The organism is Mucilaginibacter flavidus, assembly GCF_024055575.1.
GTDB classification, from domain to species: Bacteria; Bacteroidota; Bacteroidia; order Sphingobacteriales; family Sphingobacteriaceae; genus Mucilaginibacter; species Mucilaginibacter flavidus.
Genome location: NZ_JAMXOE010000005.1, coordinates 163440 through 176011, shown reverse-complemented (window position 1 = coordinate 176011; position 12572 = coordinate 163440). Strand labels below are relative to the sequence as shown.

Below are 12572 nucleotides of genomic sequence, written 5' to 3'. Positions count from 1 at the left end.
ACGAAAAATACTTGAACTTTGGCTGGAATTATCTATCTTAGATTAACCTTTCGCGCTATTATGTTCAAAAATATCTTTTCTTTCTATGGCCGCATCAGGCGCACCGAGTTTTGCCTTAGCTTCGTAATGTGGTGGACTGGATATTTCATAATATTGTATTTTTCGGAAGGTTTCGACGGCGAAAAAATTGTATTGCTGGGGCTCATACCGCTTATATGGTTCAGACTTACCCAAAGCGCCAAAAGATGCCACGACCTAGGCAACAGCGGCTGGTGGCAACTAATCCCCTTTTATGTTTTTTGGCTGATGTTCCAGGAAGGCAACAGGGTTTATAACGAGTACGGCGAAAGTCCGAAACCGCCGAAGCAGTTTAGCGGATTTGATTACCGGGAGCCTGTTAATAATACCAATGCTTTTCACCAATCATCACGTGCGGATGACAAGCCGGTGAGCTAACCTGGCAGCAAAGTGATTAAGCGAGATACAATTATTCGTAACTAAAAAAATCAGCCAATTTTTGACAGACCTTTCGGTTTGTTGGTTCATCCATTTCCCCGAGCTTTTTTATCAGCCTTAGCTTCGAAACGGAACGGATATGGTCCAATGCTATTTGCCCGGTTTTATTTTGGAAACTACAGTTTACCCGTTGCGGATATGGCTTAATGGCCGATGTCATTGCGGCAACGGTAACCGTTGCCAGTAATTTATTCACTTCATCGGGCGAAATAATAATACAAGGTCTGGTTTTGCTGATTTCGCTACCTACTACCGGATTTAGATCAACCAGCCAAATCTCAAAACGCTTAATTACCATTGCCACTCCTGTTCTGTCAGATCATCATTAAAACCTTCCAATAATTCGTCATCAGGTTGATGGCCGGCTTTAATAGCTGTAGCTAACTGCTCCTCCCAGCCTTCGCGCGATTGGCGTTTTGATTTAATAAGAATGCCTTTTTCAGTAGGATTAATTTCTATATTATTTGAAAGCTCATATTGTTGTATAAGCGACTTTGGTAGTCGTATACCATAGGAGTTGCCGATTTTAATAAGCTTTGTTTCCATAGTATAAAGTTAGCACAAAGTAATTACAATTAAAGTATTATTATTTTAAACGAGTAATTCGTCCGGGCGCGTCACGCTACTTGCCGACAAATTTTCTCCTTGTTCGTTGTCGAAATGACACGGGAAGGAGAGAACTCAATCCAACTTAATGAACCTAATCAACCACTTCCTTACAACTTAATCGCCCCCCAACCTTTCCGGTATTCCCGTTTAATATATTGGTTTGCCGGTTCAAAGTTGGTGATGCGCATGTTTTCGCCATCCCATTTAAGGGCGGTATAGCGACCACTGAATTTGTAGCCTTCCATGTTGCCGTAAACCGGGTCATTGCGTTTTATTTTTTCCTGTATGTTAAAGGTGCGCAGCAACAGGTTGCCCATCAGCACGGTTTCTGTTAGCGGCCCGGCATAGCCCACAAACGGTGAGTCGACTTCCATTTTGCCATAACCGGCAATGCTGGCATCAACCCATTGCCACCAATGGCCATCCATGCCGCCTTCAATGCGAGGATATTTTTCGGGGACATGGATATCCTTATTTAAATTCAATGGCAATAACCTCGGGTGACTCCCGCCCCAGCCGCAGCTGGCTTTACCTTTGGAGCCTATAAACAGTGTACAGCCTTCAAAATCATTTTCGGCAGGTATATCGCCCAGTGCTTCGTTTTGGTTGAGGCTTGGGTCAAGTTCGCCCAGGCGTTCGGGGGTAATGCCGCCATCCATCCAATACAAATCAAGCGGTTTACCGTTTTGCTGGGTAAACTTAAATTTAATACTGCTTGATACCGGCCCGCTTTCGGGGTAAATACCTTCTTTAAAAATACCGCTGTAAACGGTACTTGCACTGCCCGATACCTCGGTAGGATAGCCAAGCCCCAGCAACTTAAACGGCGGCCCCATTATATGGCAACCCATATCGCCAAGGGCACCGGTGCCAAACTCCCACCAGCCACGCCAGTTAAAAGGCACCAGGTTATCAATATAGTTAGTTTCTTTAGCCGTGCCCAGCCACAAATCCCACTTCAACTCCTTCGGCACTTGCGGGCGGGATTTTGGCCAGCTAATGCCCTGCGGCCATACCGGGCGGTCGGTCCAGCAATAAACTTTTTCAATATCGCCAAGCAGGCCTGCCTCTATCCACTCACGCAGGGTACGCATGCCATCGCAGCTGGCGCCCTGGTCGCCCATTTGGGTAACCACTTGGTATTTTTTGCTGGCCTCGGTTAATATGCGGGCCTCATAAATATCATGTGTGAGGGGTTTTTGCAGATATAGGTGTTTCTTTAACTGCATGGCGCTGAGGCCAACAATGGCGTGGTTATGGTCAGGAATGGCAACGGTAACGGCGTCAAAATTTTTATGCTCCTTGTCGAATAGCTCGCGCCAGTCGTGGTAAAACTTCGCTTTCGGGAACTCTTTGCGGCGTGCCGCTGCCGGTCGTTCATCCACATCACATAAAAAAGCTATTTCGGCATTCTTTTTCGGCGCGGTGGCATAATGGTGAATGTCGTTTTCGGCCTCACCACCGGTTCCGACAGCGGCTATGTAAAGCTTGTCGCTGGGGGCAGTGTAACCCGTGCCGCCCAATACATAGCGGGGCACAATGTAAAAACCTGCTGCGGCAACTGCCGCTTTTTTAATAAAGTCGCCGCGGGTAATGGCGGATGGCGTACTTTCTTCTTTCTTTTCCATGGCGATTTTATTTATGCAAAGGTTTTACAGAGACTTCCTTAAAGAAAACCACATCGTCATTACCGTGATTTTGCAGCCCTATGTAACCCTCCAGCGGCCGCGGACCGCGCCAGGGCTCAAAGTCAAACTTGCGCTTCGGGGTTGGCTGGCCTTCGGTATAGTCTGTAACCTTTTGGCCGTTAACGGTAACAATGGTACGCAGGCCGTCGAGCGTAATTTCCATGGTATTCCAGTCAGGTCCCGGCTTGCCGGGTTTGGCCAGCGGCTTGGTAAGTGAGTACAAGGTGCCGGTTATGTGGTATTCGTCCTCTTTTGATGTTTCGGGGTGATTGTCGATTTGAACTTCGTAGCCATAAAATACCGGCATCCATTCCTCGCGGGGCTCAATAGGTATGCGTATAAACACGCCCGAGTTACTGTTAAACTTCTCCATTTTATACACCACGCGTATTACACAATTGCTGAACTTTTCTTTGCTCCAGTACTCCAGTCCCATGCCACCATGGCTGCCGGTTAAGCCATCCTTAACGTAGCGACTGCCGGGGCCAACGTGTTTCCATCCGTTGTTTAAATCCTTGCCGTTGAACAGTTGCCGCCAGCCGTTTTTGTCTTGCGCTTTTGCGCCCGCAGCCGAAAATAAAAGAACGGCAATACAGCCCGCGCGAAATAGGTGTTTGATAATTTTCATATCCAGGTATAGTAAGTGTTTATAATTGGGAGAAACTAATGTACCTGCTTTTTTTGATTGTTGCAATAACACGTAAAGGAATAAAGAAGGTCGTAAGGTAACAATTTCTAGAGAGGAGGGGCAGTGAAATTTAAATGAAGAGTCTTCCTACACCCCCACAACTTCCCCAACATCACTCAACAAAACCACTGCCTGGTCAATGCTATTCACGCCCTCAATACTCAGGCGCAGGGTGTTTTTAACCTCTTTTAAGTTAGTGCGCCGTGGGTTGGCTTGCACAAAGCGCAGTACATTGCGGAATGCCTCGGTTTCAAAATAGGGCGATTGCTGGTCGGTGATGAAATAGCCGCGCAGCACATTTTTTTTGAGGGATATTTTCTCAAAGCCGATAGACTTACCCAGCCATTGCAGGCGCATGGTGTTCAGCAGGTCGTTTACCTGTGGCGGGATAGGGCCAAAGCGGTCGTGCAATTGCTGCTGGAAGGCAACCAGTTCCGTTTCGTTCTCAAGTTTGGATAGTTCGGTGTACAGGTTATAGCGTTCGGCTATGCTGGTTACATATTCATCAGGAATAAGTATTTCCTGGTCGGTATCAATCTGTGTAAAGGCGATAAATGGCCGCGGTTTATCATCGGGGAATACACCTTTAAATTCGTCTTCTTTTAGTTCCTGTATGGCCTCGTCCAATATTTTATGGTACATTTCGAAGCCGATTTCGGCGATAAAACCACTTTGCTCGGCACCCAGCAGGTTACCACTGCCGCGGATGTCCAAATCGCGCATGGCCACGTTAAAGCCGCTGCCCAAATCGCTAAACTCCTCAATAGCGCTCAAGCGTTTCCGGGCCTCGCTGGTCAAAGTGGATAACGGTGGACTCAGTAAATAACAGTATGCCTTTTTATTGCTCCGCCCAACGCGACCACGCATCTGGTGCAAATCACTTAGCCCAAACATGTGGGCATAATTGATGATGATTGTATTAGCGTTAGGAATATCCAGCCCGGCCTCGATGATGGTAGTTGCTACCAGAACATCATATTCGCCGTTTACAAACTTCAGCATCACATCTTCCAGCGCATCGCCTTCCAGCTGACCGTGGGCTATCCCTATACGCGCCTTTGGTACCAGTTTGTGTATCATGCCGCCAAGTTGTGGCAAGTCGGCAACACGGTTATGGATAAAAAACACCTGTCCACCGCGGTCAATTTCGTGCTCAACGGCTTCTTTAATCAGCGTATCGTTAAACACATGCAGTTCGGTAACAACAGGTTGCCTGTTTGGCGGCGGGGTTGATATGATGGATAAGTCTCTAGCCCCCATCAACGAGAAATGCAGCGTACGCGGGATAGGTGTTGCTGTTAACGTAAGCGTATCCACGTTGGCACGCATTTGTTTTAACTTTTCTTTGGTGCCCACGCCGAATTTCTGCTCTTCGTCGATGATCATCAGCCCCAAATCTTTAAACTTCACATCCTTGCTCACCAGCCGGTGTGTGCCGATGATGATGTCGACCTTGCCTTCTTTTAGCTTTTCTAAAGTTTCCTTTATCTGCTTGCTGCTTTTAAAGCGGTTAACGTAATCGATATTTGCGGGGAAACCCTTTAACCTGTCGGTAAATGTTTTGTAGTGTTGTGCAGCCAGGATAGTCGTAGGCACCAAAATGGCGACTTGTTTGCTATCGGCAACCGCCTTGAACGCTGCACGGATAGCTACTTCGGTTTTGCCAAACCCCACATCGCCGCAAATAAGGCGGTCCATGGGGTGCGGCGACTCCATGTCCTTCTTAAGGTCGGCAGTGGCTTTTTCCTGGTCGGGGGTATCCTCGTAAATAAATGAGGCTTCCAGTTCGGTTTGTAGGTAACTGTCGCGGCTGAATGCGTTGCCCACTTGAGTTTTACGTATGGCGTAAAGCTTAATCAGGTCGCGGGCTATGTCTTTAACTTTTTTTTTTGTTGTTTTCTTCAGCCTTTCCCAGGTATCGGTACCAAGCTTGTTCATGCGCGGCACAGCGCCTTCCTTGCCGCTGTATTTGCTGATGCGGTTTAGCGAGTTGATGTTTACATACAGCAAATCGTTATCAGCATATACCAGGCGGATCATCTCCTGCATTTTACCGTTTACTTCCACTTTCTCCAGCCCGGCGTATTTGCCGATGCCATGGTCGATGTGGGTAACATAATCGCCGGCTTTTAGCTCGCGCAGTTCTTTCAGGGTGATAGCCTGCGAGCGCTGGTAGCCCTTTTTGAGTTTGTATTTATAGTAACGGTCAAAAATCTGGTGGTCGGTATACCAGGCTAATTTTTGTTCCCTGTCCACAAAGCCCTCGCGGATGGAGATACTGATCGGTGTAAACTTCACCGTCTTATCCAGATCGTCCAATATGGCATAAAGCCGCTCCACCTGCCTGGCCGAATCGGTAAGGATAAAGTTTTCAATCTTATCCGTTTCGTTGTTCTTGAAATTATGTATCAGCAGCGTAAAATCTTTATTGAACGATGGCTGCGGACGCATATCGAAGTTTACCGCTTTGGCATCGTTGTAAAAAAACTGTTTGCCAAACTCAACCAGCGGAAAATCATGCAGCTGGTCGGCTATTAGCTTTTCGTCGGTAAAAGAAAATTTAGGGTTAATCCAATCCTGGTTTTGATTTTTTTCATCGGCAGATAGGGCCTTCCACAGTGTGTTGGCTTTTTTAAAGCCGCTCTGGATGATATCCAGCGTAAACTGCACGTCCTTTATCCAAACCTGGGTGCCGGCATCTACATATTCCAGCAGGGATATATTGCTTTCCGTTAAAAATTTCGATTGTACGTTAGGTACTATCGTAATGCTTTTCACCTGCTCAACAGATAGCTGGCTCTCAATCTCGAAGGTACGGATGGACTCAATTAAATCGCCAAAAAACTCGACGCGGTAAGGCAACTCGTGCGAAAAGGAAAATATATCCACAATGCCGCCGCGGATAGAAAATTGCCCCGGCTCGTAAACAAAATCAACCCGGTCGAAATCATATTCCACCAAAAACTCGTTGATAAAATCAATCCCAAGCTTGTTGTTTACCGAAATTTCTAACGTGTTTTTTTCGAGCGATGCGCGGTCAATCACCTTTTCGGCGAGGGCTTCGGGGTAAGTAACTATCAGCTGCCCGAATTCCGACGAGTGGTTCAGTTCATTCAACACTTCGGCGCGGGCCAAAACATTGCTGCTGTCGGGTTGGGTAAATTCAAAAGGCTTGCGGTACGATGAAGGGAAAAGCAGTACTTCTTTACCGGTAAGATTTTCTAAATCGGCCTGGAAATAGCCGGCTTCTTCGCGTTCGGGCAGCACAAAAATCATGTGCTGATGCTGCAAAAAATACAATGCTACCGCAATAGCCGCATCACTTGATCCGACTAAACCTCGCAGCTGTACCCTTGGATTTTTTGAACTATTGAGCGCTTCGGCCAACGTTTTTACCCGGTCATCAGCCTTATATCTATCTAATATATCACGGATATTCAAAACTGCCGCAAATATACGCAAAAAAGGCGCTTGAATAAATGACGGCTGGCACTTGAAAAATTATTGCAAACAATATTGCGCTATAATTACTTTTAAGTAGTAAATTAGTGTAATAGAGATTAGAGATCGGAGGTTAGAGATTAGTTCCTGCCTTCTGATTAATCTCTGATCTCTAACCTCTAGTCAATTATAAACCAACCTATACTATGAAGAATGCAATTATTTTTGGCCTGTTGATAGGCGTTTTAAGCGGAGCCTGGATGTTTATTATGCACGCACTGGGCTATTCTCCGCAACAAAGCGGCGTTGAGCCGATTGAATATGTATCTGTAATTATTCCGTTAATAATTTTATACCTGGGCGTGCGCAGTTACCGCACCAATGAATGTGGTGGCAAGATGGGTTTTTTAGAGGCCCTGATGCAAAGCTTTAAAATATTAATTGTGGGCGGCATAGTAACCGTTGTCGCTGCTATAATTTTCATCGATGAATTTGCAAAAGAGGCCAGCCTGATGAATTTTTCGGGCAGGATATTTGGCGCCCTGTTAGTTGGCATTTTGTTTTCGCTGGGCGTGTCGGTACTTTTCACTAGCAAACCCAATAAGGTTGATTAAAACATTTTTCCATAAATACTTTGAACTTGCGTTTTGGGTGGCGGCGCTTATAGCTTTAGCCATTGCCAATCCAACCGACCAATCACACTTTTCGTTATGCCCGTTAAAACTGATGGGTATAACCTGGTGCCCCGGCTGCGGCCTGGGGCATTCTATTTCGTTTCTGTTTCATGGCGATATTAAAAACTCCTTTCATTCACACTGGTTGGGGATACCTGCGTTGGGTATGATCTTATTCAGGATCTATACTTTGGCGAGGATGAGGATGGAAGAAAATATGAGGCCCGCGAAAGACGGTTTTGCTTGAATAATTGTGGAAAATATTGCGTCTCCTGCAGCTGGAAAAAAATACCCGTTTCGATGCTCTTGCCGGTTGAAGAAAAATAAGGGCGTATTTTAAACCTTTCTCTTTAGCCATCGTCTAACCGGGGTAAACCTTAACTTTTACCCTATGCGCATTATAAAAAAACTACTGCTTGCAGGCAGCCTGGTTGTTATACTGGGTTCGTGCAAAAAAGAAACTGTAAAACCGGCAAGTGTTATTTCGTACAAAGTGGACGGCGTTTTAAAAACTTTTAACCCGGATGCGTCCTACTTTGCCGACAATTCATTATTGATTTCTGGCGGCGGAGGTGCCAGCCCGGAAATATCGATTTACATTTATACCAATACCAAAGTCGAGAATTTTTATTTTCAACGCAGAGGCGATAACGCAATTGGCTCATACCAGCCAGGTGGATTTGTAAGTGACTCAGGAAAACTGGTTATCAGCTCATTTGATGGCAAGCGCATTAGCGGAACCTTCGAATTCAGGGGCCGTAACAGCCATGGTAGTAAAAACATTACTGAAGGGCAATTTACTACCGAGGTAATTAACTTTACCAGGGATATCGTGCTGCCGCCTGAAATCGATCCATCTACTGATAATTAAGAACCATGATTTTTAGGATTTAAAGATTACCATGATGCCAATCACTAATTCATTAAATCACTAATTCAACATCAAGAGATTTCACCGCCATATTCCCCGTCCTCACCGATAACTTTATTCTGTTAGCCAACTTTGCGTAGGCCAAATTTTAATTCTACCTTAGTTTTATGTCGCAATTAAGAATAATCACCTAAAAAAATTAAGAAAATGGACATGTATCAAAATCCTTATATGGCGTTTCCGGGGATAACTCCAGAGGAAATGGGTTTTTTACAACAAGGCACCGCTGAACTTACTGAAAACCAGAAAAAATATTTTTATATGGTATACTCAGGTAAAAGAAAATCACCACAAGATATTTTAATATTTACCATAATAGGTTTTTTTGGAGTTGCCGGCATACAGCGTTTTGTTGTAGGCGAAGTACTCATGGGTTTGTTATTTCTTTTTACCGGCGGTTTTTGCGTTATAGGCACCGTGGTTGATTTGATTAACCATAAAACCATAGCTGCTGACTATAACAGAAAAATGGCTTATGAGAGTTATCAAATGGCCAAAATGAGCAGCTGATTAATCCCCTAGTGCGATTGACGAAAAAAAGGCTACAAAAAGTGAAATTTTTTTGTAGCCTTTTTTCGTTTAGTTGTTTAATTCCAAGAAATGGAATTTTCTTCCAGAAATGATTAACTCTTAGCCTTATCGATCACCGCCTGGTTCAGGCGTACATACTCTTCGTCGTTTGATGCCTTTGCCAGTGCAACCCCTTCCTCTGCTGCTTTGATAGCTGCCGTTTTGTCGCCCATTTTTAAACGGATACGGGCTTCCCATAATTTATACCATGGACCCTTCGGTTCAACCTTTTGTGCCTCCAGCGCCCAGCCAAGGGCTTTTTTCATGTCTTTATTGTTTTCGTAATAATATTGTATCGCATTAAAGTAATATGGCTTGCGGTCGCCCTGCATCAATTTGTCAATATTGGCTGTAATTTTGGCGTCATCATCAGTATTTAACTTGATGTATACCGAGGTATGGTCCCATACCAAATGCAAATCGGCCGAATGCGTGGTTACATCTGCAAATTGTATGGTAAAGCTCTCCCGTTTTTCGGCGCGGTATGTGGACTTAACTTTAACGCGCAGCAGGTCGTCTTTTTCTTTGTAGCTATAAGCGCCCCATTGTTTAGCTGTTTTATTCAGGATAATGGTCCATTCCGATTTGTCGGGAATAGTAAACAACGAATACGTTCCGGCGGGTACGCTGTGCCCCTCAAAAATTACATTTTCGGTAAAGCTGATGGTTGTAGCAGCATTAGCCCCGGTACGCCAAACTTCACCGTAAGGATTTATGCCCCCAAATATCACACGGTCCTTAACGCTTGGGCGTGAGTAGGTTATGGTAACTTTGCCAAGTCCAAAATCCTGGATAATAGTTTGCGTTGGGCTGGCTTCGGGTATGCGCGGCGCCTGCTGTGCGTTGCTTTTGAAACATATTCCTGCTAAAAAAATAGCCAGTACGTATAGGTAACACTTTTTCATATTTAGTTTTTGAGTTATAAACAAGAGTCAAAACAAAAGAGCTAAGATCCAGGAAAATGGGGGTAAGCCGACAAATCTTTGTAAAAGTATCACAGCGCTGTATATGCGCGGCTGTATTCTTTTTCTTGTTGATTCCTGACTCTCGCTTCCGGGCTCTTATTACCGCTAAGTTATTAATTGTAGTTTGATTATTATAACAGTATCAGACTGAAAAATATTGCAAAGGTAAAGTGTATTATAAAAATATTTTTTCGTAAAAAATAAAAGCCCCCCACACTTGCTGCGGGGGACTTTCAACCTAAACCTTATCACAATTGAACTGGTGAGAGCCAGTCCGCATATCATTTATCAATTACTGTACCAAAAACTATTTACATGATATTTTTTATTGCAAACCCCTGAATTGGTGTATACAACAGTAAATACTTTGTTGTTTTTTTTGTACACCAATTAGTTTGTATGCGCCTGTTTTTTACGGCGCAGGTATGCATCAAATAAAAACAGGCCTAAAACCACGTCAAAAAACATAAAGCCTTCAACCAGTGGCTTCGAAAAATGCGTGCTTACCTCGGGCATTTTAAAGTTTGCAGGCACCTTTGGTAAAATATCAGCTGTGCCCATCGATGCAAAATTCATTTTTGTAAACGCAAATACCAGGAAGCCCGTTAGCGTTATCACAAAAAACAAGGCTATACCCATTATAATACGTTTATTAATAGCGGCTTTAAGCGGCACCAGTGCCTGTTCGGTACGGATGGCCTCAATGACGTTATAAGTGAAAGCCATTGACGGTTCGTCAAGTTCCATTGTTGCAAACTCCGTATTAAGTGCCAATAACTCCTGGTATTTAAGACGCACCGCCTCATCGCTTGCAATAAGCTTGTTGATGGTGTTTTGCTCATCCGCTGTGCAAGTGCCGTCAATGTAGTTCCAAAGTTGTTCTTCTATGTTATTCATATCAGTTCTTTAGCTTCATGTTTTAAATTGCGCTCCAGCTTTTCTTTTAAACGCTGGCGCGCCCTGAATAATTTTACTTTTATCGTATTCGCCTCCATCCCCATGGCCTGTGCAATTTCTTCGAGCGATTGCTCGCCCTTGTAAAACATGGTGATGATGGTTGCATCATCCGGTAAAAGCTGTTCAATAGCCTGGTTAAGATAAAACGACCTCGATTTGTTCTCCGCATCGTTAACATCGTAAGCCGACGATTGGTTTTCTACCTGTATATAAGTGTCTTCATCATCAATCGAATCAGTATCCACCCGTCTTTTTCGCAAGAAAGTCATTGCAGTAGTATACACAATACTATACAACCACGTGCTGAATTTTGACTGCCGCTGAAACGAGCCGAGCGAACGGTATGCTTTTATAAAGCAATCCTGCGCAATCTCTTCGGCATCCTCTCTTCCTTTTGCAAAGCGCATGGCAAGTGTAAACACAAAGCGCTGGTGCCGTTTAACCAAATCGGCATACGCCGCCTGGTTACCCGCCAGCACCTGGTCAATTAACTCGATATCTGAAAGCTTGCTTTGCATCTGTTATAGCTCTCTGACTACGTGTTTTTGTTTAAGGTTACACTGTTTTGTAAAATTAGGTATTATTTAGTTGTAGTTGTTGTAGAAGTTGTAAGGGTTGTAATTGTTAAAAAAGTTCTTTTATTGTTTGATTTTATACCGTTTATAATGTAGGGGCGTGTTGCATACGCCCTGGTGAATATGCCAGGCAAATTGGCAAACACGCGGGGGCATGCTATACCATATCCTTTACCCTAAGAAAAAAGGAAAAAATTAAGTAATGAATATCAAAATACAATTGTTGGCTATTTAAAACAAAATATAATATTCTGATAATGAGTGTGTTTCACAGCGTTCCGGGTGTTCCACTGTTAAAAATGGAACGCTTGCGGGCATGCTTTTGTAAAACTCACGTTAGGTTACACCTGCGCGCGCCAATACGTATGTTGTATTAGGGCGTATGCAATACCCCCTACATTTAAAACTTCTACAACAACTACAACCTTTACAACTTTTTTTTAATCTACCTGTAACCTCCTTCAAAACCATGTGGTCATAGCATACAAATACACCATCAGGGTGTTTAAAAGAAAAAACATTTATTAACTTTTAAAAAAATAGAATATCATGGATAAGACAGCACAACTGGGAGTAATGGCAGGCATAATAATACCTCTCGCCCTTTTTGCAATGATTTTTGGCGTAGTTTACCTTTCCAAACGCGAAAGAATGGCAATGATTGAACGCGGAATGGATCCGCGCAGGTACAAACCACAATCGGCACCTTTTCAAACTTTAAAATGGGGCTTGCTGTTAATAGGCGCAGGAACAGGTTTGTTTTTCGCGTACCTTTTAGACCACACTGCTTTCAATAGCATGAGGGGCGAATTTGATAATGATGGCAATGTAGCCATCTACTTTGCATTGATAGCCATATTTGGCGGCGCAGGCTTATTCGCCTCTTTTTTGATGGAAAAAAAGGAAGCCGATAAAAATAGTAAGGATAAGTTGGAGGAGTAAAGGAAAGAGCCAAGAA

The 12572-nt window shown here is 44.0% G+C and carries 14 protein-coding genes; 6 read left to right on the top strand and 8 right to left on the bottom strand.

The features are described 5' to 3' along the window. Positions 1-60: 60 nt before the first annotated feature. A complete protein-coding gene (locus tag NAF19_RS11205; RefSeq protein ID WP_252790135.1) occupies positions 61-456 on the top strand; it encodes a DUF805 domain-containing protein in 396 nt (131 codons plus the stop codon). A gap of 31 nt (positions 457-487) precedes the next feature. Here the strand turns inward: NAF19_RS11205 and NAF19_RS11200 are convergent, their stop codons facing one another. The 5 genes from NAF19_RS11200 to mfd all read right to left on the bottom strand — a co-directional run bounded on the left by NAF19_RS11200 (position 488) and on the right by mfd (position 6942). After that, the gene (locus NAF19_RS11200) at positions 488-814 is read right to left on the bottom strand and encodes a type II toxin-antitoxin system PemK/MazF family toxin (RefSeq protein WP_252790134.1); all 327 of its coding nucleotides are present in this window, start codon (positions 812-814) and stop codon (positions 488-490) included. Beyond that, a complete protein-coding gene (locus NAF19_RS11195) occupies positions 808-1062 on the bottom strand; it encodes an AbrB/MazE/SpoVT family DNA-binding domain-containing protein (protein WP_252790133.1) in 255 nt (84 codons plus the stop codon). The genes NAF19_RS11200 and NAF19_RS11195 overlap by 7 nt, the downstream gene beginning before the upstream one ends. 170 nt (positions 1063-1232) lie before the next feature. After that, entirely contained in the window at positions 1233-2753 is a 1521-nt protein-coding gene (locus NAF19_RS11190; RefSeq protein WP_252790132.1) for a Gfo/Idh/MocA family protein, read from the bottom strand. Between the two features lie 7 nt (positions 2754-2760). Further along, positions 2761-3441 (bottom strand): 3-keto-disaccharide hydrolase, encoded by a 681-nt coding sequence (locus NAF19_RS11185; protein ID WP_252790131.1) that lies wholly within the window; start codon positions 3439-3441, stop codon positions 2761-2763. 147 nt (positions 3442-3588) lie between these two features. Next, on the bottom strand, positions 3589-6942 hold the full coding sequence (gene mfd, locus NAF19_RS11180; protein WP_252790193.1) for a transcription-repair coupling factor: 3354 nt from the start codon (positions 6940-6942) through the stop codon (positions 3589-3591). A gap of 206 nt (positions 6943-7148) precedes the next feature. Here mfd and NAF19_RS11175 point away from each other — a divergent pair, with 206 nt between their 5' ends. The 4 genes from NAF19_RS11175 (at position 7149) to NAF19_RS11160 (ending at position 9057) form a co-directional block, all read left to right on the top strand. After that, positions 7149-7556 (top strand): DUF4199 domain-containing protein, encoded by a 408-nt coding sequence (locus NAF19_RS11175; RefSeq protein WP_252790130.1) that lies wholly within the window; start codon positions 7149-7151, stop codon positions 7554-7556. Further along, a complete protein-coding gene (locus NAF19_RS11170; protein ID WP_252790129.1) occupies positions 7549-7863 on the top strand; it encodes a DUF2752 domain-containing protein in 315 nt (104 codons plus the stop codon). The genes NAF19_RS11175 and NAF19_RS11170 overlap by 8 nt, the downstream gene beginning before the upstream one ends. A 144-nt stretch (positions 7864-8007) precedes the next feature. Beyond that, positions 8008-8487 carry a hypothetical protein gene (locus NAF19_RS11165; protein WP_252790128.1) on the top strand — a complete coding sequence of 160 codons (480 nt, stop codon included), beginning with the start codon at positions 8008-8010 and terminating at the stop codon, positions 8485-8487. Positions 8488-8694: 207 nt separating this feature from the next. Further along, complete coding sequence (locus NAF19_RS11160) at positions 8695-9057, top strand: TM2 domain-containing protein (RefSeq protein WP_252790127.1); 363 nt, start codon at positions 8695-8697, stop codon at positions 9055-9057. A 113-nt stretch (positions 9058-9170) separates the two neighbouring features. Here NAF19_RS11160 and NAF19_RS11155 read toward each other — a convergent pair whose 3' ends face one another. The 3 genes from NAF19_RS11155 to NAF19_RS11145 all read right to left on the bottom strand — a co-directional run bounded on the left by NAF19_RS11155 (position 9171) and on the right by NAF19_RS11145 (position 11557). Next, on the bottom strand, positions 9171-10022 hold the full coding sequence (locus NAF19_RS11155; protein ID WP_252790126.1) for a DUF2911 domain-containing protein: 852 nt from the start codon (positions 10020-10022) through the stop codon (positions 9171-9173). Positions 10023-10472: 450 nt separating this feature from the next. Then, positions 10473-10979, bottom strand: a complete 507-nt coding sequence (locus NAF19_RS11150; protein WP_252790125.1) for a hypothetical protein — start codon at positions 10977-10979, stop codon at positions 10473-10475. Further along, a complete protein-coding gene (locus tag NAF19_RS11145) occupies positions 10976-11557 on the bottom strand; it encodes an RNA polymerase sigma factor (RefSeq protein ID WP_252790124.1) in 582 nt (193 codons plus the stop codon). The genes NAF19_RS11150 and NAF19_RS11145 overlap by 4 nt, the downstream gene beginning before the upstream one ends. Positions 11558-12163: 606 nt before the next feature. On the opposite strand from NAF19_RS11145, the gene NAF19_RS11140 reads away from it, so the two are divergent. After that, on the top strand, positions 12164-12556 hold the full coding sequence (locus tag NAF19_RS11140) for a DUF6249 domain-containing protein (RefSeq protein ID WP_252790123.1): 393 nt from the start codon (positions 12164-12166) through the stop codon (positions 12554-12556). The last annotated feature ends 16 nt before the right edge of the window (positions 12557-12572 follow it).

Bases quoted from the DNA above. Each gene is read 5' to 3' on its own strand.
- NAF19_RS11205 (WP_252790135.1), top strand. From the start codon at position 61: ATGTTCAAAAATATCTTTTCTTTCTATGGCCGCATCAGGCGCACCGAG.
- NAF19_RS11200 (WP_252790134.1), bottom strand. From the start codon at position 814: ATGGTAATTAAGCGTTTTGAGATTTGGCTGGTTGATCTAAATCCGGTA.
- NAF19_RS11195 (WP_252790133.1), bottom strand. From the start codon at position 1,062: ATGGAAACAAAGCTTATTAAAATCGGCAACTCCTATGGTATACGACTA.
- NAF19_RS11190 (WP_252790132.1), bottom strand. From the start codon at position 2,753: ATGGAAAAGAAAGAAGAAAGTACGCCATCCGCCATTACCCGCGGCGAC.
- NAF19_RS11185 (WP_252790131.1), bottom strand. From the start codon at position 3,441: ATGAAAATTATCAAACACCTATTTCGCGCGGGCTGTATTGCCGTTCTT.
- NAF19_RS11175 (WP_252790130.1), top strand. From the start codon at position 7,149: ATGAAGAATGCAATTATTTTTGGCCTGTTGATAGGCGTTTTAAGCGGA.
- NAF19_RS11165 (WP_252790128.1), top strand. From the start codon at position 8,008: ATGCGCATTATAAAAAAACTACTGCTTGCAGGCAGCCTGGTTGTTATA.
- NAF19_RS11160 (WP_252790127.1), top strand. From the start codon at position 8,695: ATGGACATGTATCAAAATCCTTATATGGCGTTTCCGGGGATAACTCCA.
- NAF19_RS11155 (WP_252790126.1), bottom strand. From the start codon at position 10,022: ATGAAAAAGTGTTACCTATACGTACTGGCTATTTTTTTAGCAGGAATA.
- NAF19_RS11150 (WP_252790125.1), bottom strand. From the start codon at position 10,979: ATGAATAACATAGAAGAACAACTTTGGAACTACATTGACGGCACTTGC.
- NAF19_RS11145 (WP_252790124.1), bottom strand. From the start codon at position 11,557: ATGCAAAGCAAGCTTTCAGATATCGAGTTAATTGACCAGGTGCTGGCG.
- NAF19_RS11140 (WP_252790123.1), top strand. From the start codon at position 12,164: ATGGATAAGACAGCACAACTGGGAGTAATGGCAGGCATAATAATACCT.